At 71.8% G+C, this 20,327-nt stretch carries 18 protein-coding genes; 10 read left to right on the top strand and 8 right to left on the bottom strand.

Features of this window, described 5'->3' with window-relative positions:
* Positions 1-67 precede the first annotated feature (67 nt).
* From C1C97_RS12030 to crtI, 5 genes are all read left to right on the top strand, one after another.
* Positions 68-937 (top strand): fructosamine kinase family protein, encoded by an 870-nt coding sequence (locus C1C97_RS12030; protein ID WP_110919982.1) that lies wholly within the window; start codon positions 68-70, stop codon positions 935-937.
* Positions 938-1,029: 92 nt separating this feature from the next.
* Entirely contained in the window at positions 1,030-1,617 is a 588-nt protein-coding gene (locus C1C97_RS12025) for a MarR family winged helix-turn-helix transcriptional regulator (protein WP_121032073.1), read from the top strand.
* Positions 1,614-2,795 (top strand): polyprenyl synthetase family protein, encoded by a 1,182-nt coding sequence (locus C1C97_RS12020; protein ID WP_233542925.1) that lies wholly within the window; start codon positions 1,614-1,616, stop codon positions 2,793-2,795. Before C1C97_RS12025 ends, C1C97_RS12020 begins: the two co-directional genes overlap by 4 nt.
* An 11-nt stretch (positions 2,796-2,806) precedes the next feature.
* Positions 2,807-3,706: a phytoene/squalene synthase family protein gene (locus C1C97_RS12015; protein WP_407657294.1), complete on the top strand. Its 900-nt coding sequence runs from the start codon at positions 2,807-2,809 to the stop codon at positions 3,704-3,706.
* Positions 3,703-5,424 (top strand): phytoene desaturase family protein, encoded by a 1,722-nt coding sequence (gene crtI / locus C1C97_RS12010; protein ID WP_121032071.1) that lies wholly within the window; start codon positions 3,703-3,705, stop codon positions 5,422-5,424. The genes C1C97_RS12015 and crtI overlap by 4 nt, the downstream gene beginning before the upstream one ends.
* 58 nt (positions 5,425-5,482) lie before the next feature.
* Here crtI and C1C97_RS12005 read toward each other — a convergent pair whose 3' ends face one another.
* The gene (locus tag C1C97_RS12005) at positions 5,483-6,460 is read right to left on the bottom strand and encodes an LLM class flavin-dependent oxidoreductase (RefSeq protein WP_121032069.1); all 978 of its coding nucleotides are present in this window, start codon (positions 6,458-6,460) and stop codon (positions 5,483-5,485) included.
* A gap of 281 nt (positions 6,461-6,741) precedes the next feature.
* Here C1C97_RS12005 and C1C97_RS12000 point away from each other — a divergent pair, with 281 nt between their 5' ends.
* From C1C97_RS12000 to C1C97_RS11985, 4 genes are all read left to right on the top strand, one after another.
* Positions 6,742-7,452, top strand: coding sequence for an alpha-ketoglutarate-dependent dioxygenase AlkB family protein (locus C1C97_RS12000; protein WP_058954490.1), 711 nt, complete (start codon positions 6,742-6,744; stop codon positions 7,450-7,452).
* A gap of 141 nt (positions 7,453-7,593) precedes the next feature.
* Positions 7,594-8,121: a flavin reductase family protein gene (locus tag C1C97_RS11995; protein ID WP_121032067.1), complete on the top strand. Its 528-nt coding sequence runs from the start codon at positions 7,594-7,596 to the stop codon at positions 8,119-8,121.
* A 221-nt stretch (positions 8,122-8,342) separates the two neighbouring features.
* The gene (locus tag C1C97_RS11990) at positions 8,343-9,002 is read left to right on the top strand and encodes a flavin reductase family protein (RefSeq protein WP_121032065.1); all 660 of its coding nucleotides are present in this window, start codon (positions 8,343-8,345) and stop codon (positions 9,000-9,002) included.
* A gap of 137 nt (positions 9,003-9,139) precedes the next feature.
* Positions 9,140-9,694 (top strand): YceI family protein, encoded by a 555-nt coding sequence (locus C1C97_RS11985; protein WP_121032063.1) that lies wholly within the window; start codon positions 9,140-9,142, stop codon positions 9,692-9,694.
* A gap of 111 nt (positions 9,695-9,805) precedes the next feature.
* Here the strand turns inward: C1C97_RS11985 and C1C97_RS11980 are convergent, their stop codons facing one another.
* The gene (locus C1C97_RS11980) at positions 9,806-10,123 is read right to left on the bottom strand and encodes a hypothetical protein (RefSeq protein WP_147406084.1); all 318 of its coding nucleotides are present in this window, start codon (positions 10,121-10,123) and stop codon (positions 9,806-9,808) included.
* On the bottom strand, positions 10,120-10,815 hold the full coding sequence (locus C1C97_RS11975) for a cell division protein CrgA (protein ID WP_121032059.1): 696 nt from the start codon (positions 10,813-10,815) through the stop codon (positions 10,120-10,122). Before C1C97_RS11975 ends, C1C97_RS11980 begins: the two co-directional genes overlap by 4 nt.
* A gap of 188 nt (positions 10,816-11,003) precedes the next feature.
* Between C1C97_RS11975 and C1C97_RS11970 the strand changes: the two genes are divergently transcribed.
* Positions 11,004-11,645 (top strand): anthranilate synthase component II, encoded by a 642-nt coding sequence (locus tag C1C97_RS11970; protein WP_110919976.1) that lies wholly within the window; start codon positions 11,004-11,006, stop codon positions 11,643-11,645.
* Positions 11,646-11,792: 147 nt separating this feature from the next.
* Here the strand turns inward: C1C97_RS11970 and pknB are convergent, their stop codons facing one another.
* Genes pknB through C1C97_RS11945 form a run of 5 tightly spaced genes read right to left on the bottom strand, consistent with a single transcriptional unit; the run spans position 11,793 to position 20,326 of the window.
* The gene (pknB, locus tag C1C97_RS11965; RefSeq protein WP_121032057.1) at positions 11,793-13,787 is read right to left on the bottom strand and encodes a Stk1 family PASTA domain-containing Ser/Thr kinase; all 1,995 of its coding nucleotides are present in this window, start codon (positions 13,785-13,787) and stop codon (positions 11,793-11,795) included.
* Between the two features lie 5 nt (positions 13,788-13,792).
* On the bottom strand, positions 13,793-15,589 hold the full coding sequence (locus tag C1C97_RS11960) for a serine/threonine-protein kinase (RefSeq protein WP_110919974.1): 1,797 nt from the start codon (positions 15,587-15,589) through the stop codon (positions 13,793-13,795).
* The gene (locus C1C97_RS11955) at positions 15,586-17,028 is read right to left on the bottom strand and encodes a peptidoglycan D,D-transpeptidase FtsI family protein (protein ID WP_110919973.1); all 1,443 of its coding nucleotides are present in this window, start codon (positions 17,026-17,028) and stop codon (positions 15,586-15,588) included. The genes C1C97_RS11960 and C1C97_RS11955 overlap by 4 nt, the downstream gene beginning before the upstream one ends.
* Positions 17,025-18,749: an FtsW/RodA/SpoVE family cell cycle protein gene (locus tag C1C97_RS11950; protein ID WP_121032055.1), complete on the bottom strand. Its 1,725-nt coding sequence runs from the start codon at positions 18,747-18,749 to the stop codon at positions 17,025-17,027. The genes C1C97_RS11955 and C1C97_RS11950 overlap by 4 nt, the downstream gene beginning before the upstream one ends.
* Positions 18,749-20,326, bottom strand: coding sequence for a PP2C family protein-serine/threonine phosphatase (locus C1C97_RS11945; RefSeq protein ID WP_110919971.1), 1,578 nt, complete (start codon positions 20,324-20,326; stop codon positions 18,749-18,751). Before C1C97_RS11945 ends, C1C97_RS11950 begins: the two co-directional genes overlap by 1 nt.
* Between the last annotated feature and the right edge of the window lies 1 nt (position 20,327).

Raw genomic sequence — 20,327 nt, 5'->3', positions numbered from 1 at the left:
GCGTCCCCGCGGTGCTCGCGAACCGGAGTCGACCGTGGCTGTCGGCGGGCGGTGCTAGACAGGAGTCATGGCACACCTCGAGCAACTTCCCCGGGACCTGGTGGACGAGCTGCGCGTCACGGACGCGCGTCCCCTCAGCGGCGGCGACAGCGCCAACGCGTTCCGCCTGGACACCCCGGACGGGCCGCTCTTCGCCAAGACCATGCCCGGATCGCCCGTCGGCGTGCTGCCGGTGGAGGCGGCCGGGCTGGAGGCCCTGCGGGCGGTCGCCCCGGAGGAGGTGCGGGTCCCACGGGTGCACCACGTCAGCGACGCCGCCCTGGTCCTCGAGTGGATCGAGGAGGGTTCGGGTGGGCCGGACCGCGCCGCGGAGCGCAGCATGGGCATCGGTCTGGCCGCCGTCCACGGGGCCCGGGCCCCGCACTTCGGGTGGTTGTCCCCCGAGCTGCCCGAACGCATCGGTTCCGTTCCCGTGGACCTGACCCCCACGAACGACTGGTCGGACTTCCTGCTGCACCGGCGCATCGAGCCCCTGCTGCGCGAGGCGGTCGACTCCGGGAACCTGGACCCGGCGGCGTCGGCGCTGCTGGCCGAGCTAGCGCCCCGTGCGGCCGAGCTCGCCGGCCCGTCCGAGCCCCCGAGCCTGCTCCACGGTGACCTCTGGGCCGGCAACCGCGTGGTGGACCGCTCCGGGGCCAACTGGCTCATCGACCCGTCCTCGTTCTACGGGCACCGCGAGTACGACCTCGCCATGATGCAACTCTTCGGCGGATTCGGCCGCGAGTGCTTCGCCGCGTACGACGACGCCCACCCCCTCGCCGACGGCTGGCACGACCGTGTGCCGTGGTACCAGCTGCCCCCGCTGCTGATCCATGCGATCAGGTTCGGCGGCGGATACGGCGGAGCGGTCATGCGCGCCCTGCGCCGGCTCTCGTGACGGGTGCGGGCCGGCACGTGGTTGGACACGCCTCGCGGCGGTACAGCATGATGCTCACTAGATTGCCAAGTTATCGCTGAGACGAGGGTGTGATGGACGGCAGTGGATCGTGGCACGGTGACGCCGGTCCGCAGTCGCGTGCCCTGCGCCGGGTGATCACGCTGAACCAGGAGATCGGGTACCAGGTGCGCCGCATCATGGGTCTCAAGGACACCGACTACACGGCCATGGCCCTGCTCATGCGCCAGCCCATGGGGCCCACCGAGCTGGCCCGGGCGCTGCACATCACCACGGCCTCCGCGACGGCCATGGTGGACCGGCTCGTGCGGGCCGGTCACGTGGTGCGCGAGCCCCACGAGGCAGACCGCCGCCGGATGACCGTGCGCGCACTGGACGGCTCCAAGGACCAGGTCGCGGGCCACGTGGTGCCCATGATCCACATGGTGGAGGACGAACTGGCCACTCTGGACGACGCCGGGCGAGGAGCGGTCCTGCAGTTCCTCACGGGCACAGCCGTGCGCATGGCGGAGCACCTGAAGCAGCTGCGCGACCGTCCGGTCCAGGTCTCCACGGACGCGAACCGCTCCGAGCCCGCGCGCACCGCAACCACCGCAGCCACTCCCGCGGGAGCCTCCCCCGCGGCCCAGCCGCACTCCGAGACCACCGCGAGGAAAGCATGACCGGGGACCTTCGCAGCTGCGGGCCGCAGCGCACGCTGACGGACGCTGCCGCGGGGCAGCACGGGGTGACGCCGCCGCAGATGCTCCCGGGCGACGACGCCGGCTGGGACCGGTTCCGCGACGCGGTGCACCGCGAGCTGGACGAGTTCTTCGCCGCCCCGGGCAACCGGGTTCCCGCCAGTCCGGGGTTCCCCGTGCTGTGGGAGCGGATCCGCGAGCAGCTGGCGGGCGGCAAGCTCATCCGCCCCCGGCTGACGTACATCGCCTGGCGCTCCTTCACCGCGGCGACCCCGGCGGCGGGCGAGGCCGCCGCCCCGGTGCCGGACGCGCAGTGCGTGCGCCTGGCGGCGTCGTTCGAGATGCTGCATGCCGCGCTGCTGGTGCACGACGACGTCGTGGACCGGGACTGGCGCCGCAGGGGACGGCCCACGGTGGGGGAGCTGTTCCGCCGGGACGCCCTGGCGGCAGGTGCGCCCGAGCACGAGGCGGAGCACGCGGGGGAGTCCGCCGCGATCCTCGCCGGGGACCTGCTGCTGGCGGGAGCCCTGCGACTGGCCACCACGTGCACGTCCCATCCGGAGCGGTCCCGCGCGGTGGCGGACGTGGTGTTCGAGGCCGTGGCGGCCTCCGCAGCGGGGGAGCTGGACGACCTGCTGCTCTCGCTGCACCGCTTCGGGGCGGAGCACCCGGCGGTGCAGGACATCCTGGACATGGAGCGGTTGAAGACCGCCACGTACTCGTTCGAGGCGCCGCTGCGCGCCGGGTCGCTGCTGGCCGGTGCTCCCGCGGAGCTCGCAGAGCGGCTCGCGCACGCCGGGGCCCTGCTGGGCGTGGGGTACCAGGTGGTGGACGACGTCCTGGGGACGTTCGGCGACCCCGAGGTGACCGGCAAGTCCGCGGACGCGGACCTGCGTTCCGGCAAGGCCACGGTGCTCACCGCCCACGGGATGCAGGTGCCGGACGCCCGCCGCGTCCTGGAGGAGCTCGCGGCGGGGGACACCACGGTGGCGGCGGCACGTCGTGCGCTCACCACGTGCGGGGCGAAGGAGGCGGCCGTGGAGCTGGCCACGGACCTCGTGAACCGCGCCCGCACCACACTGGACGAGCTGCCGCTGCCCGCGACCCAGCGTGCCCAGCTCGATGCCCTGTGCCACCACGTCCTGAACCGCAACTCGTAGTGAGGACCCCCATGATGCACCCGGACGTGCCGTCCACCGCGTCGCTGAGCCTGTTCACCGGGACCGCGCTGTCCTCGTCCGGGGTGGTGATCGGCAGGTACTCCACCTCCTTCTCGCTCGCGTGCCGCACCCTGCCGGGGCCCGTGCGCCGGGACATCGCCGGGATCTACGCACTCGTGCGCGTGGCGGACGAGGTGGTGGACGGCACCGCCCGCGCCGCCGGGCTGGACGACGCGCAGGTGAGGGCCGCACTGGACGGCTACGAGGCTGCGGTGAACGCGGCTCTGGCCACCGGGTTCGCCACGGACCTGGTGATCCACGGCTTCGCGGACGTGGCTCGGCGCCACGGCTTCGGCACCGAGCTGACCGCGCCGTTCTTCGCCTCCATGCGCGCGGACCTCTCGGTGGCGGAGCACGACGGTGCCTCGCTCGACTCCTACATCTACGGCTCCGCGGAGGTCGTGGGACTCATGTGCCTGGAGGTGTTCATGGACATGCCCGGGACCCGCGCGGAGACCCCGGAGCAGCGCGAGCTGCTGCGATCCACAGCCCGGCGCCTGGGTGCGGCGTTCCAGAAGGTCAACTTCCTGCGGGACCTCGGTGCGGACCACGAGCAGCTGGGCCGCACCTACTTCCCCGGCGCGGACCCCGAGCACCTGACGGAGGCCCAGAAGGCGGAGCTGCTCGCGGACCTCACCGCGGACCTCGACGCTGCCGTGCCCGGCATCCTCGCGCTGGACCGCCGGGCGCGCCGCGCGGTGGCCATGGCCCACGGACTGTTTCGCGAACTGGCACGGCGGATCGGACGGATCCCCGCGCAGGACCTCTCACGACAGCGCATCAGCGTGCCCAGCGCGGTGAAACTGCGGATCGCGGCGCGCTCCCTCTCGGACTCGGCGGTGGTGGCATGACACGCACAGTGGTGATCGGCGGCGGTTTCGCGGGGCTGGCCACGGCGGGGTTGCTCGCCCGGGACGGCCACAGCGTGACCCTCCTGGAGCAGCGGGACACCCTCGGCGGGCGTTCGGGGCGCTGGTCCGCGGAGGGCTTCACCTTCGACACGGGACCCAGCTGGTACCTCATGCCCGAGGTCATCGACCGGTGGTTCCGGCTCATGGGTTCCAGTGCCGCCGCGGAGCTGGAGCTGCGCCGCCTGAGCCCGGGGTACCGCACGTTCTTCGAGGAGCACCTGGACGAGCCGCCCACGGACGTGGTGAGCGGCCGGGCGGAGGAGCTGTTCGAGCGGTTGGACCCGGGCTCCTCCCGGGCGCTGCGGGAGTACCTGGACTCCGGGGCGGAGGTCTACGAGCTCGCCAAGAAGCACTTCCTCTACACGAACTTCTCCCACCCCACGGATCTCATGACGCCCGAGGTGCTCAAGAACCTGCCGCGGCTGGGCGGGCTGCTGACCACGTCCATGCAGCGCTACGTGGCCCAGCGCTTCAGCGATCCCCGCGAGCGCCAGATCCTGGGGTATCCCGCGGTGTTTCTGGGCGCCGCACCGGACACCGCGCCGGCCATGTACCACCTCATGTCCCACCTGGATCTCACGGACGGGGTGCAGTACCCCGTGGGTGGGTTCGCGGCCCTCGTGGACGCCATGACGCGGCTGGTGCGCGCCGCCGGCGTGGAGGTGGTCACCGGGGCCACGGTCACGGACATCCACGTGGCCGGGGCGTCGGCCACGCTGCGCTCCCGGGTGGGTGCCGCACGCGCACGACGCCGATCGGCCGGCTCGGTGACCGGCGTGAGCTACCGCGCGGCGGCGGCGTCGGGCGGTTCGGGTCACTCCGGTACCGGCACCGGCACCGGCACCGGCACCGGTACCGGGGTCGAGGGTGTCGGATCCGGGTCGGCAGGTTCCGCGGCGGACGGCCCGGGCGGCGTTGGCACCGGGAGCGGTCGGGCGAGCATCCCCGCGGACGTGGTCATCGGCGCCACGGACCTGCACCACGTGCAGACCCGGCTGCTGCCCGGCGAGTACCGCGCCCCGGAGTCCCACTGGAAACGCCGGGACCCGGGCCCCTCGGGCGTGCTCGTGTGCCTGGGCGTGCGCGGGAAGCTGCCCCAGCTGGTGCACCACAACCTGCTGTTCACCGCGGACTGGGACGACAACTTCGCGCGGATCGCGGACGGGACGCCCCTGGCGCAGGAGACGTCCATCTACGTGTCCATGACCTCCGCCACGGACTCCGGTTCCGCCCCGGCGGGGGACGAGAACCTCTTCATCCTGGTGCCCTCCCCCGCGGTTCCGGACTGGGGTCGCGGCGGGGTGCGAACCTCCGAGGTGGACGAGCCCGGCTCGCCGCGCGTGGAGCGGGTGGCGGACGCCGCGATCGCCCAGCTCTCCCGGTGGGCCCGGATCCCGGACCTCGAGGAGCGGATCGTGGTGCGCCGCAGCTACGGCCCCGGGGACTTCGAGGCGCAGTTCAACGCCTGGCACGGGTCCATGCTCGGCCCCGGCCACACCCTCGCCCAGTCCGCGCTGTTCCGCCCCGGTGTCACGGACCCGGGGATCGAGGGACTGTTCTACGCGGGATCGTCCGTGCGGCCGGGCATCGGGGTGCCCATGTGCCTGATCTCCTCCGAGGTGGTGCGGGACGCCGTTCGGGAGCGCGTGGACCGCTGAGACGCCCACGGCCGACGCCGCGCGGAACGGGAGCGGGCGTCGTCGCGGGGTGGAACCGTCAGGACCAGTTGTCCGCGAGCAGCTGCATGGACTGCAGGACGTCCTGCTTCCGCGTGGACAGCGGCGAGATCATGAGCTCGTCCGCATCCGCGTGCTCGGCGAACCGGTGCAGGTAGTCGGTGACGGTGTCCGGGGTGCCCGCGCCCATGTAGCTGAGCATGTGCAGGATCTGGGACGCGGCGGGGGAGGCCATGACCATGTCCATCTCCTCGTCCGTGAACTCGCGGCCGCGGCCCAGCATCATCTTCACGCGGGCCCGCTGCGTGGCCTCGAGCTGGCGTGCGGCGTCCTGCGCGTCCTCGGAGACGATCACGTTCACCGCCGCGATCACGTACGGCTCCGCGAGCTGCTCCGACGGCTGGAACTGCGAGCGGTACGCGGCCACGGCGTCCACCAGGGCGTCCGGCGCGAAGTGCGAGGCGAACGCGTAGGGCAACCCGTAGGCCGCCGCGAGCTGGGCGCCGAACAGCGAGGAGCCCAGGATGGTCAGCGGCACGTTCGTGCCCTCACCGGGCATCGCCTGCACACCCGGGATGAGTGAGTTGCCGGTCAGGTAGCCCCGCAGTTCCTTGACGTCCTGGGGGAAGCTCTCGGCGGATTCGGGGGAACGACGCAGCGCGCGCAGCGTGCGCGGATCCGTCCCGGGAGCGCGGCCGAGCCCCAGGTCGATCCGGCCGGGATGCAGCTCCGCGAGGGTGCCGAACTGTTCCGCGATCGTGAGCGGGGAGTGGTTGGGCAACATGACACCGCCCGAACCCAGCCGGATGCGTTCCGTGTGCGCGGCCACGTGGGCGATCAACACTGCCGGTGCGGAGGACGCGATCGTGGGCATGTTGTGGTGCTCCGCGTACCAGACCCGCGTGTATCCCAACCGTTCCGCGTGCCGGGCAAGGGTCACGGAATCCGTGAAACTCTCACCCACCGATTGGTTCTCGCGCACGGTGGCGAAGTCGATGACCGATAGGGGCAGTGCCATGAATGAAACCCTTTCCAGAGAAAACTTTCTGTGGGAATAACGGGCTCACGGGGCGCGATATTCCGCGGGCCGCTGCTCTCCTGGGTGTGCTGAACAGGTTGTTCGGGGTGGGAGGGGATGAGCGGGGGAGCGGGGTGAGGGAGCGCCTACCGGCAGACTCGGGGCCACCACCGGACCCGGACTTGCCGGTCCAGTTCTCGGGGCGCCCCGCTCGGATCGCCCCAGCCGGCGCCTGGCGGCGCGTGTTGTGGGTGTCGGGGGTCGGTCATAGGCTCACGGGCATGGCCGAGTACGAGGTCACCGAGCTGTTCAGCGTCCCCCGCGAGCCCACCGTGCTCGCGCTCGGGGCCGTGCACGTTCCCGATTGGCTCCCCGTCGCCCGGCAGCACGATCTCGTGGCCGCGTGCCGTGACTGGGTGCGCTCGGCCCCCATGCGTCACCAGGTGATGCCGGGCGGCGGTCGGATGTCCGTGCAATCGGTCATGCTCGGCGCGAATCGGACCCCCTACCGCTACGGGGCCACCGGGGGAGCGGGGGTCGCGGCCCTGCCGGACTGGCTCGTGGACCTGGGTGCGCGGGCCGTGGCGGACGCGTACGGAATGGTGGACGCGGGCGATGTGGGCGTCCCCGGAGTCGAGGACGTCGTCCGCGGTTTCGTCCCCGACTCCGCGCTGGTCAACTACTACGACGGCGCCGCGCACATGGGGATGCACCAGGACAAGGACGAGTTCTCGGCGGCGCCCATCGTGTCCCTGTCCCTGGGGGACACGTGCACGTTCCGCTTCGGCAACACCGAGACCCGCACGGCTCCGTACCGGGACGTGGAACTGCGCTCGGGGGACCTGTTCGTGTTCGGCGGACCCTCCCGGTACGCGTTCCACGGCGTGCCCAAAGTGTTCCCCGGCACGGGTGGCCTGCACCTGGGGTTGAAGAACGGCGGGCGGTTGAACATCACGCTACGCATGACGGGTGGACACCGGCGAGCACGCTGACGTGCTGAGAGCGACCCCATCTGCCGGCACACGAGGGCGGGCGCCCTGCTCGAACGCGAGGGTCTGCGCGCCGCTCGGTCACGAGAACCGGCGCCCCGCTCGGACCCGGGGCCGCGACGGGCGCGATGACACACTGGGGTCATGCAGAACGAGACCCTGGATCCCCGCCCCACGGACGCACAGGTGGAGCGCTACCGCACCCTGGCCGCCGATCACGCGGTGGGGGTGGGCGTGGTGTGCTCGCGCTACCGGGGCAAGGACCACGCGATCACCGTCACGGCGTTCGCGGACGTCTCCTACGATCCGCCCACCATGCTCGTGTGCCTGTACGATATGGGGCGAATGTGCGAGGCCGTGGAGAGCTCCGGGTCCTGGACCCTGTCCCTGCTGAACGCGGATCAGCGGTCCGTGGCGAATTGGCTCGCGAGTCCAGGCAACCCCGTGGACGGACTGCTGGACACCGTCCCGTTCCACCGCACCGAGCGCACGGGGACACCTGTGATCGACGGGTGCCTGAGCTGGTTCGAGCTGGACTCCGTGTCCACCCACACCGCGACAACCCACCTGGTGGTCGTGGGGCGTGTCACGGCTATGGGCCGAGGGGTGGGCGCGGGTGCCGCGGACCGTCCCCTGATCCATTTCGCGAGGGAGTACAAGAGCATCGGGTGATCCCGGCCGCAGGTGGGCGTACGGTGAGAAGTGGGGGATCGCTCGTCGCACGGGGCGCAGCGGTGGTGTCCCCCAATGTGACGTCTCATTGCGCCGTGTGGCCCAGAATGTGGACTACGAAACCATGTGTTGGACATGGGATGCCTGGCAGGATTTAGCCTGTCCGGATAACGGCAGCCGGACCGCCAATCCGGGAACACAGCCGTGTGAGAGGACCCACCATGCCGGACCGCGTCAGCCAAAACACCTCAGTAGATCCCGAGACCCCCGACTCCGCTCAGGGGTTGGACGGTGTCCCGGCATCCGGGGGTGAGGCAGAACGGGTCGCCGCACACGCCGTGGACCTCGTGGCCCCCACGGGGGCGCTGCACAGCGATCCGCGCCTGACGGAAGGGTTCAAGTCCGCGTTCGGTCAGCATCCCGCGGGCATCGCAATCATCACGGTCGCCGGGCCGGAAGGCCCCGTGGGCCTCACGGCGTCCTCCGTCTCCTCCATCTCCGCCGACCCCCCGATCCTTGGCTTCTCGCTGCAGGCCAAGCGCGGTTCGGCAGCCGTCGTGGCAACGGCCGATTCCTTCGTGGTGCATTTCCTGGATTCCGACAACGTGGAACTCGCACGTTCCTTCGCCATTTCGGGTGCACCCCGTTTCGGGGGCGACATGGAGTGGACCATGCTGCCCACAGGCGAGCCCCGCTTGCTCGGGGTGCGCCGCGTGCTGCGGGCCATCCCGCTCGCGCGGATCAAGGCCGGGTCGGCCCTCGTGTTCAATGCCGCCGTCGTGGAGGTCCTGGGTGAAGAGGGCTCGGGCAGCCCGCTCGTGTACCACCAGCGGCAGTTCCACGGCCTCAGCGACAGCTCGGTGCTGGACCTGCACCTCTGACGGGCGGGCCTTCACGGTGCCGTGTGTGACGCTGTTCACCCAAAGTTTTCTCCAGAATAGGTTGACGCATCAAACAGCGGGTCGTAAATTAGTTTCCGAAGCAACCAATTAGGCCGCCCGATGCCAAGGAGAAACGAATGACCACGCTCGAAGGTATGACCCCCGGAACCTGGACCCTGGACCCTGCCCACACGGAGGTCGCGTTCTCCGTCCGCCACGCCGGTATCTCCAAGGTGCGCGGTGTGTTCAGCGACGTCTCCGGTGAACTCAACGTGGCCAAGGACGCTTCGCAGTCCAACGGCCAGGTGGCCGTGGGGATGAACTCCGTGGACACCAAGAACGAGACCCGCGACAACCACGTGCGCTCGGCCGAGTTCTTCGACGTGGAGAACCACCCGCAGATGACCTATAAGATCACCGGCCTGGAGCTCAACGACGGTGAGGGCACCGTGACCGGCGAGCTCACCCTGCGTGGCGTGACCAAGCCCGTGAAGCTGGACGCCGAGTTCAACGGCGTGGCCGTGGACGCCTTCGGCACCACCCGCGCGGGCTTCACCGCCTCCACCTCGATCTCCCGCAAAGAGTTCAATGTGACCTGGAACGCCGCCCTCGAGGCCGGCGGGGTCATGGTCTCCGACAAGGTGCGCATCGACCTGGACGTGGAGTTCACCGCTCCGGAGTCCGCCAACTAAACGACTCGCACCTGAGCATCTCGCGCCCGAGCGACTCGCTCCCCACGTGAACAGTGCCCCACCGGTTGTCCGACCGGCGGGGCACTTGCGTTCCGTGGGGCAGGGGCGCGGCTAGTGCAGCGACTGCACGATGAAGTAGATCAGCGGGACCAGCACGAGCCCCAGCAGGGCGATGCGGCGCACCCGCACCTCCATGCGCGCGGGGTTGATGTGGTGCCTCTCGCGGCCGCTCCGCTCGCTGTCCGCAGGCTGGGCGGCGTCCTCCGCAAGGGGGCCGGGGCGCGCGCCCGCGGGAGCCGCGGCGCCGTCCGGGGTCCGCCCTGGCTCCGAGCCCGGGGAGGACGAGGGCGCCGGGTGCTGCCCCGCGTGCCGTCCCGGTTCCTGCGGGTCCTGGGCCGGGCTCTCGTGCGGGCCGGGTGCCCGGTTCATCGCCACTGCGTGGCCATGATGAGCCCGGAGAGCATGAATCCCAGCCCGATCACGAGGTTCCACACGCCGATCCCCGGGATGGGGACCACGCCTTGGAACAGGTAGTAGGTGATGATCCACAGCAGACCCAGGATCATCAGCCCGATCATGATCACCTTGAACCACAGCGGGGTGGGCCGGTAGTCGTCCGCGCGGCGGGCACGGGCCTCGGCCTTCGCGGCCTTGGCCTCCCGGCGCTCGGCGTCCCGGCGTGCCTTGATGCGGGCCTTCGTCTGCGCGGGGGTCTCCTCCGGCGCGTCTGCGGGAGGGGTGGCCTCGCCCGCGGGAGCCGGCGCGGCGGCGTCGTGCTCCGCAGCGGACGACGACGACGCCGTGCCCGCCGCACGCGCCGCCCGGCCGCGCTTCTTCCGGGAGACGGACTGCGCGTCCGGTGCCCCGGCGGTCTCCGGGGCGTCGTCGAGCTCCGTGGTGTCCTCGGCGGGGGCCGTGTCCGCCACCGCGTCCCGCGCGGCCACGGAGGTGGAGCCGGCGTTGCGCGTGGCCGTGCGCTCGAACGAGGCGGCGGCACTGTTGCGGGGCAGGATCTCAGCGGCCAGGGCCGCGAGCTCCCTGTCGCGTTCCGTGAGGGTGAACTGCTGCGTGTCCTCCTGGGCGTTGCGGGACCTGCCGAAGCGCTTCTTGGGCTGGGACACTGCTGATCAATCCTCCTGCTGCGTGGGCCTCCCGGACCCGGTGCCGTCGGAGCGGGCCCGGGGCCCGTGGCGGCCCGCCGGTGGTCCCGGGTCCGTCCCCGGTGCGGAATCAGCGTTCAGTCTATCCGTCCGTGCGGGCGTAGACTTGCGCGAGTTCTTTCAACCGGTGAACCCGCAGGAGTTCTTGAGTGTCTGTGAAGATTCTCGTCGTGGACAACTACGACAGCTTTGTCTACACGCTGGTGGGTTACCTCCAGCAGCTGGGTGCGCAGACCACGGTGGTGCGCAACGACGACCTCGACGTCGCCGCAGCCACGGCCCTGGCCGGCGAGCACCAGGGCGTGCTGCTGTCCCCGGGGCCGGGTGCACCCGCGGACGCCGGTGTGTGCTCGGACCTGATCCGCTGGGCGGAGCAGACCCGCACCCCGCTCCTGGGCGTGTGCCTGGGCCACCAGGCCCTGGGGGAGGTCTACGGCGCCCGCGTGGGTCACGCACAGCAGCTCATGCACGGCAAGACGTCCCAGCTGGTCCACGGCGGGGACAGCGTGTTCGCGTCCGTCCCCTCCCCGTTCACCGCCACGCGGTACCACTCCCTGGCCGTGGCCGCGGACAGCGTCCCGGACTGCCTGGAGGTCACCGCCACCACGGACGACGGCCAGGTGGTCATGGGGCTCCGGCACCGCACCGCCCCGCTGCACGGCGTGCAGTTCCACCCCGAGTCCGTGCTCACGGAGGGCGGCTACCTCATGCTCGGCAACTGGCTGGAGGAGGTCGGCCAGCACGGCGCGGCCGCCGCGGCCGCGGGGCTGTCCCCGCTCATGACCGCCTGAGCGCCGTTCCGGATCCGCCGGTCACCGCCGTGGGCCGCTGCGCGCCCCGGGCGGCTCCCTGACCACTGCCCGGTCCGGCTCGTCGGACCGCCACGGTCTCGTCACCGCCGGAAGAATTCCGCACCGCCGTGCCCCGGGGAGCTGGGATCAGCCGTTCTCGCCGCTCGTTCCCGTGGGCCGCGGGGTGGGTTGCGGGGCAGGCTGCGTGGCCGTGGGCGCCGGAACGCTCGGCTCCGGTTGCGTGGGCGCTGGCGTGGGCTCCGCGGTCTCCTCCGGGTCCGGGGTTTCCGTCGCGGTCGCCGAGGGCGTGGGAACGGGCGCCGGCGTGGGGGAGACCTTGCGGGCCACCGTGAGGGTGATCGTGGATCCCTGAGCCACGGAGGACCCGGCGGGCGCGGACTGCTCCAGCACGGTGCCGGTCTCGGCCTCCTCCGTCTCGCGGACCACCACGTCGGAGTCGAGCCGGACGTCGTCCGCCTGCAGGGCCCGCTCCGCGTCCGCCCGGCTGCTGCCCACCACGTCCGGGACCGTGACCTTGCCGGAGGACACCTGCAGCCCGACCGCGCTGCCCCTGGCCACGGACGCGCCCGGGGCGGGATCGGAGGAGAGCACCACGTTCTGCGCCGCCGTGGCGCTGTTGACCGTGCTGACGGGACCCACCGTGAGGCCCGCGTGCTGGATGGACTGGCGGGCGTGCTCCAGGGGCCGGCCCGCGAGGTCGCCCGGGACCTGCACGCTCTCCGGGCCCTCGGACACCACCACGGCCACGGGGGAGTTCCGGTCCACCTCGGTGCCGGACGCGGGGTCCGTGCTGATCACGTGCTTGTCGGGCACGCTGTCACTGTGCCTGGTGGTGAACGACGGCTCGAGACCGGCGTCCCGCAGGGTGTTCTCCGCGGTGGTGCTGTCCATGCCCACCACCTGGGGAACACCGACCCGTGCCACCTGCTCCACCCGCTGGCCCTGCCACCACTGGACGCCCAGGACCGTGCCCACCCCGAGCAGCGAGAGCAGCAGGACGAGGACCAGCGGCAGCAGCCAGCGCCGCCGACGGCGCGGCGGTGCGGTGGCCCGGGCGGGCGCGGGGGCGGCGTCGCCGTCGGGATCGAAGCGCCCGGCCTGCGCGGCGGTGAGGTCGGCGGCCTCGGTGTCCTCCGTGTCCTCGCTGCGGCCGGCGGCGGTCACGGCCGCAGCGGGGGCGCCCGCGCCCACGGCCGGCAGGGTCTTGGTGCTGGGGTCGGCGGCGTCGGTGGCGTCCACGGGGCGGGTGGCCCCGAGATCACCGGGCAGCTCGCCCGCGAGCTGCCGCAGGGCCCGGCGCATCTCGGCGGCGTCCGCGAAGCGGTCCTGCGGGTTCTTGGCGAGCGCCCGCTCCATGAAGCGGTCCACGGCGGGGGGCAGCTGCGGATTCAGTGCCGACGGCGCCGGGGGCGCATCCCGCACGTGCTGCGCGGCGATTGCCACGGAGGATTCGCCCACGAACGGGGCGCGGCCGGTGAGCATCTCGAAGAGCACGCACGCGGCGGAGTAGAGGTCCGAGCGGGGGTCCACGGCCACGCCGCGCGCCTGCTCGGGGGAGAGGTACTGGGCGGTGCCGAGCACCGCCTGGGACTGCGTGAGGGCCGCCCGGGTGTCCTCCACGGCGCGCGCGATCCCGAAGTCCATGACCTTCACGCCGCCGTCGGGGGTGACCTTCACGTTGGCGGGCTTGATGTCCCGGTGCACGATCCCGGCGCGGTGGCTGAAGGACAGGGCGTCCATGATCCCGAGCATGTACTCGACGGCCTGTCCGGGGGTGACCCCCGGCCCGTGGATCAGCTCCCGCAGCGTCTGCCCGGGGACGTGCTCCATGACGATGTACGGGCGCAGCACCCCGTCCGGGCCCTGCGGCTGGATCTCCCCGGTGTCGTAGATCGCCACGATGGAGTGGTGGTTCAGGGACGCCACCGCGTGGGCCTCGCGCTGGAACCGCTCGTGGAACGACTCGTCCGCGGCGAGCTCGGGACGCAGGATCTTGATGGCCACCCGCCGCCCCAGCCGGACGTCCTGGCCCACGTGCACCGTGGCCATGCCACCGCGGCCGATGACCTCGCCGACCTCGTAGCGGTCGTTGATGAGGTCAGGAGTCGAAGGCGTCCCCATGGTCCCTACCCGCCCGTGCCGCTGGTCGCGCCACCGGTTGCTCCGGGGTTCGCCACGACCCCCGTGTCCTGCACGGAGGTGCCGGCCCCGGGGGTCGCACCGGCCTGCACGCCGGTCGTGGTGTCCTCCACCGTACCGGCGGAGGGGGCCGCGGTCGGGGCGGCACCGTTGCCGGCGCCGTCGCCCGCGCCGCCGGAGTCCGCGTTGTCGTTCCCCCCGCTCGGGGCCGCGGGGGCGGAGGGGACCGCGCTCTGCGCCGGCGCCGAGGGCGTCTGCTCCTGGGCGGGCTCGGTCCTCGAAGGCGCCGACGACGCGGCGTCACCGCTCGGGACCGCGCCCTGGCCGGCATCGGAGCCGGGGGTCCACGCCACGGTGAGGACCACGGTCGAGCCGATCTCCACCGTGGCCCCGCCCTCGGGATCCGAGGCGACCACGGTGTTGTCCGGCTGTCCCGTGCCCTGCTGCAGCCGCTTGTCCACGTTCACGCCCAGCGCCACGATCTCGTCGGAGACCTGCTCCGCGTTGCGTCCCACGGTCTTGCGGGGCAGGGCGACGGTGTTCGCCCTGGTGGGGCTCACCGTGGAGGACGTGACCGTGCCCGGAGCCGGGGCGTCCGAGGAGTCCCGGGTGGAGAAGAACCACACCCCGGCCAGCAGAAGGACCACGAGCAGCGCCAGCAGCGGCAGCAGCCAGGCCCACACCGAGCGCTTCTCTCGCCCGCCGGGGGACGAACCGCTCGAGCGCCGGGTCTGGTCCACGGCGTCGAACTGGGCGGTGGAGGGGTGGGCGCTGTACCGGGGGTCCGGGCGCGCGGCGGCCGCGGCGGAACCCGTGCCCACGGTGGACGACGCCGCCGTGCCGGACAGCGCCCGGGTGCTCGGTCCGGGGACCGGCGCCATGGCCTCGGTGGGCTGGTCGTCGTCGGAGTAGCTCTCGGAGAGGAACGGCGCCATCCCCGGCACCATGGCCACGGCGGAGCGCACGTCGCCGCGGCGCAGCGCGTCCACGGCGTTGGCGAGCTTGCCCGCGTTCTCCGGGCGGTCCTCCGGGTCCTTGGCGAGCATGGACATGATGAGCGCGCGCACCGGTTCCGGGATGGAGTCCGGCAGCGGCGGAGGGTTGTCGTTGACCTGCGCCAGGGCGATCGCGATCTGCGACTCCCCGGTGAAGGGACGCCGCCCCGCGAGCAGCTCGTAGCCGATGATTCCCAGCGAGTAGATGTCCGAGGGACCCGTGGCGGTCTGGCCGGTGGCCTGCTCGGGCGCGAGGTACTGGGCGGTGCCCATGACCTGGCCCGTGGCCGTCAGCGGCACCTGGTCCGCGAGCCGGGCGATCCCGAAGTCCGTGACCTTCACGCGGTTGTCCGGGGTGATGATCAGGTTCCCGGGCTTCACGTCCCGGTGCACGAGACCCTGGGCGTGGGCGGCGGCCAGCGCGCGAGCGGTCTGACCGATGTAGTTGAGGACCGTGTCAGGGTCCAGCGACTTCTGCCGGTCGATGATGTTGGACAGCGGCTCGCCGGGGACAAGTTCCATGACGAGGAACGCGGAACCCTCGTCCTCGCCGTAGTCGAAGACGTTGGCCACACCCGGGTGGTTCAGCAGCGCCGTGTGGCGGGCCTCCGCCCGGAAGCGCTGCAGGAACGTGGGGTCCCCGTTGTACTCGTCCTTGAGGATCTTCACGGCCACGATGCGGCCCAGGACCTGGTCCTTGGCCTTCCACACCTCGCCCATGCCGCCAATGGCAATTCGTTCCGTGAGCGCGTAACGACCGCCCAGGATGGTGTTCGACGATGGTCTCACTTGTTCAACACCGCCTCGAAGAGTTGCCGTGCGCTGGGGCTGGTCAGGGAGGACCCTGTGGTGACGTCCACGTCCTCGACGACTACTGCCACTGCCAACTGGGGGTCATCGGCGGGCGCGAATCCAGTGAACCACGAATCATTCAATCCGTCCTTGCCGATCTCCGCCGTGCCCGTCTTGCCGGCCACCTTCACCCCGGGAACGGCGGCACCGGAGGCGATGCCGTTGTCCACCACGGAGGTCATCAGGTCCTTGACGGTGTGTGCGGTCTCGGCGTCCGTGGAGCGGCGCAGCTGCTCGGCCTTGAACTGGTCGATCACCGAGAGGTCGGAGGAGCGGACGTTCTTGACCAGGCTGGGCTTCATCATCACACCGTCGTTGGCGATGGCAGCGGAGGCCATGGCCACCTGCAGCGGGGTGGTGCGGACGTCGTACTGGCCGATGGAGGACAGCGCCACCTGCGCCTGGTTCATGTCCTCGGGGAACACGGACGGGGTGACCTGCAGGGGCAGGCTCAGTTCCTGGCCGTACCCGAAGTTCTGTGCGGTCTGGCGGAGCCTGTCCTGGCCCAGGTCCATGGCGATCTGCGCGAACGGCGTGTTGCAGGACTGCTCCAGGGCGAACTGCAGGTTCACCCGCGTGCGGGCCGAGCAGCCGCCCTGCCGGTAGTTCGGCAGGGTCACGTTCGTGTCCGGCAGGGGCAGCTCGCCGGGGTTGTCCAGCGTGGAGTCCGTGGTGTACTTGCCGGACTCCAGGGCCGCCACGGTGTCGATGAGTTTGAACGTGGAACCGGGCGCGTAGAGGTCCCCTCCGATCGCGCGGTTCACGAGCGGCTTGTCCGGATCCGAGTTGAGGTCCTTGGCGGCGGCCACCACCTTGTCCGTGTCGTGGGAGGACATGGTGTTCGCGTCGTAGCTCTTGCGGGAGACCATGGCCTTGACCTCACCCGTCCGGGGGTCCACGGCCACGATCGAGCCGTTGTGCCCGCCCAGGGCGTCGTACGCCACCTGCTGCAGCTCGGGGTCCAGGGTCAGCTCCACGGAGGCGCCCTTGGGCTGGTCCCCGGAGAACAGGGACATCACGCGGTCGTAGAACTGGTCGTCGGAGGCGCCGGAGAGCTCGTCGCCCATGGCGGACTCCAGCCCGGTGGCGCCGTACACCAGGGAGAAGTACCCGGTGAGGTCCGAGTACAGCGGGGAGTCGGAGTAGATCCGCTGGTTCTCGAAGTCGTCGTCCGCGGGGACGGACTTGGCGATCTCCTTGCCGCCCACCAGGATCGAGCCGCGGTCCTGCCCGAACTGCTCGTACAGGGTGCGGTTGTTCCACGGGTTGGCCTGGAGGGCGTCGGCCGCGAAGAACTGCACGTAGGTCAGGGTCAGCAGCAGCACGGTCACGATGGCCACGACCATCAGCCACATCCTGCGGATCGCCTTGTTCACGGGGTCCCTCCTTCCTGCTCGGCCGCGCCCCGGGTGGGCTCGTCGCCGGTGGCCGCGGGCGACGTCGCCCGGGGCGCCGCGCTGCCGGGCCCCCCGGCGCCGTGGCGCCCGGGAGCGGTGGAGCCGCTCGAGCGCTCCGTGATGCGGGACATGGCCTCCGTGGCGGAACCCGAGTCCGGGAAGTCCGGTTCCGCGGCGTCGTGGGGCGCGCCCGAGGACGTCAGCGCCGTGGCACGCGTGGGCTCCGTGAGGGGCTCGCGGTCCGCGGCCCCGGCGGCCACCGGCCCGCGGTCCCGGGCGCGCTGCTCCTCGCGGGCCCGGCGGCGACGCTCGAAGGACGCGAGGTCCTCGTCGGTGGCGGGCCCGGTGACCACCGGGCGGCGGGCGCCGTGGGAGATGGCCAGCAGGATGGCCACGATGATCCAGTTGGACAGCAGCGAGGATCCGCCGGCGGACATGAACGGGGTGGTCAGACCGGTCAGCGGCAGCAGCCGGGTGACACCGCCGATCACGACGAGCAGCTGCAGCACCATCAGGGCGGACAGCCCGGCGGCCAGCAGCTTGCCGAACGCGTCGCGGGTGCCCAGTGCCGCGCGCAGACCGCGCGTGGCGAAGATCAGGAACATGACGAGGATGGCACCGAGCCCGAGCAGGCCGAGCTCCTCGCCGAAGGCCGTGATGATCATGTCCGAGTTGGAGTAGGAGACGAGGTCCGGGCGGCCCTGCCCGAGTCCCTTGCCGAAGAGCCCGCCGGAGGCGAGCCCGAACAGCCCCTGCACGATCTGCGCGGAGCCGCCCGGGGAGCGGTCGTAGACCTCCGGGTTGAAGGCGTCCAGCCACGCGTCCAGGCGCAGGGCCACGTGGGAGAACACGCGGCTGGCCGCGAAGCCGCCCACCGCCATGAGCACCACGCCCAGCACGATCCAGCCCAGGCGGCCGGTGGCCAGGTAGATCATGGCCAGGAACAGGCCGAAGAACATGATGGCGGTGCCCATGTCCTTCTGCAGCACCAGCACGCCGATCGCGATGGCCCACGCCGCGAGCATGGGGGCGACGTCCCGGAAGCGGGGCAGCCGCACGGGGCCGATCTTCCGTCCGGCCAGCAGGATCAGGTCGCGGTTGGTGGAGAGGTAGCCGGCGAAGAAGACGGCCAGCGTGATCTTCGCGATCTCACCGGGCTGGAAGGTGCGTCCGGCCACGGAGATCCACAGCCGGGCGCCGTTGATCTCCACGCCGAGCCCCGGGACCATGGGCAGCACCAGGAGCAGCGCGGAGACCACCAGCATGATGTAGGTGACGTTGCGCAGCCGCCGGTGGTCCTTGAGGAACCACAGCACCACGCAGCACACGAGCATGGCCACGGCGGTCCAGACCACCTGGGTGTTCGCGGCGGTCTGCCCGGTGGAGAGGTCGATGCGGTGGATCATCGCCAGACCCAGCCCGTTCAGCGTCACGGCCAGCGGCAGCAGGTAGGGGTCCGCGTAGCGGGCGCGGATCCATAGCACCACGTGCACCAGCAGCGCACCGATGCCCAGCACGGAACCGCTCAGGACGATGTGCCCCGGGTCCTTGGCCAGCTGCTCGGGGTCCACCAGGATGTTCGCACCCACCCCGATGGCCAGGGCGAGCACCAGGAGCAGCAGCTCGGTGACGCGCCGGGGTCTGGGGCGCACGGCGGGCTCGGGGGAGCGCGCCGGGGTGTTCTCGAGGACGGAGCTCATCAGTTCCCACCCCCCGTGCGTGCCGCGGACCCGGAGGACGTCCTCGGACTCGGCGAGACGGAGCCGGACGGGTCCGGAGTGGGTGTGGTCACGGTCACGCGGCCCGTGGGTCGGGGCTCGGAGCCGCGCGAGGTCTTGAGGTCCGCCACGATCTTCTCGGCCTCGTCGCGGCTGCCCGCGGGGATCGTGGCGCGCACGCGCTCCTGCGCGTACTGGGACAGGGAGTCCACGGGGATGTCCGTGGTGGCGTCCAGCTCGCTCAGGGAGAGGGGCCCCAGGGACTGCGAGACACCCTGGTACACGGCCACCTTCCCGTGGTCCTCGCCCACGTAGTACTGCGAGGACGTCCACGCACGGGCGCCCCACCCGCCCAGCAGCAGGGCCGCGGCCAGGACGACGACGCCCGCGATCCACACCGCGCGGCGCCGCCTGGTCCCCGGGGCCGGGTCCTCGCTGCTGCCCCGCAGCAGGCTGCGGACCTCCGCGGGGTCCGTGGTGACGTCCAGGGTGGGGGTGGCGAGCATCGTGGCCCGGCGCTGGATCGCGGAATCGGAGACCGTGGGGATGCGACCGGTCTGCGTGGCGTTCGCCGCGGCGCCCACCAGCAGGTGGGGCCGCTCGGAGAGGTCCCGGCGCAGCACGGACGCGGAGGACCGCTCGGGGGCGCCGGGGCTCTCCTGGCGTCCGGGTTCGCGGTAGTCGCGCCCGCCGCCGGCCACGGGGGAGTCCATGGGGCCGTCCCAGTGGTCCTCGAAGGGCTCTGCGCGCAGCTGCTCGTCCGAGGTGCGGGACTCGTCCGGAACCGCGCCCTGGCCCTCGCCGGTCATGGGGTGCGCGCCGCCGCCGTCCGGGATCTCGTCCACCTGCACGACCACCACGGTCACGTTGTCCGGCGCGCCCCGGTCCAGGGTCAGCTCCACCAGGGAGTTCACGATCTGGTTGAGGTCCCCCGTGGAGCGCATCACGTTCTCGATGGTCTGCGCGTTCACCACGGCGTTGAGACCGTCCGAGCACAGCAGCCAGCGCTCGCCCACGGCGGGACGCACCGTGCGGACCTCGAGCTCGGGAGAGGCGTCCACGTCACCCAGCACGCGCATGAGCACGTTCTTGTGGGGGTGGGTCTCGGCCTCCTCGGGCCGGAGCCTGCCCTCGTCGATGAGCCGCTGCACGAACGTGTGGTCCGTGGTCACCTGGTGGAAGCCCTCCGCCTCGGAGAGCCGGTAGGCACGGGAGTCGCCGATGTGCGCCACCGAGATCTCGTCCCCGTCCACCAGCAGGGAGGTCACGGTGGTTCCCATCCCGCCCAGGCGGGGATTGGACTGCACGAGCTTCGAGAGGTTCTGGTTGGCGTTCTGGATCTCGTCCGCGAGCACGGTCTCGGCGTCGCCGTCGTGCCCCGCGTGGTCCAGGTGGGTGAGGTCGATCACCGCGGACGCGGAGGCGACGTCGCCGCCCACGTGCCCGCCCATGCCGTCGGCGACGACGGCCAGGTAGCGCCCCGCGTAGGCGGAGTCGTCGTTCTTGGAGCGGACGCGACCCACGTCGGATCGCGCGGCGTAGCGGAAGGCGATGGGCATG

Source organism: Kocuria tytonis, from assembly GCF_003226895.2.
GTDB classification, from domain to species: Bacteria; Actinomycetota; Actinomycetes; order Actinomycetales; family Micrococcaceae; genus Kocuria; species Kocuria tytonis.
The sequence above is the reverse complement of the archived record's forward strand: the minus strand, read 5'-3'. Positions and strand labels throughout refer to the sequence as shown.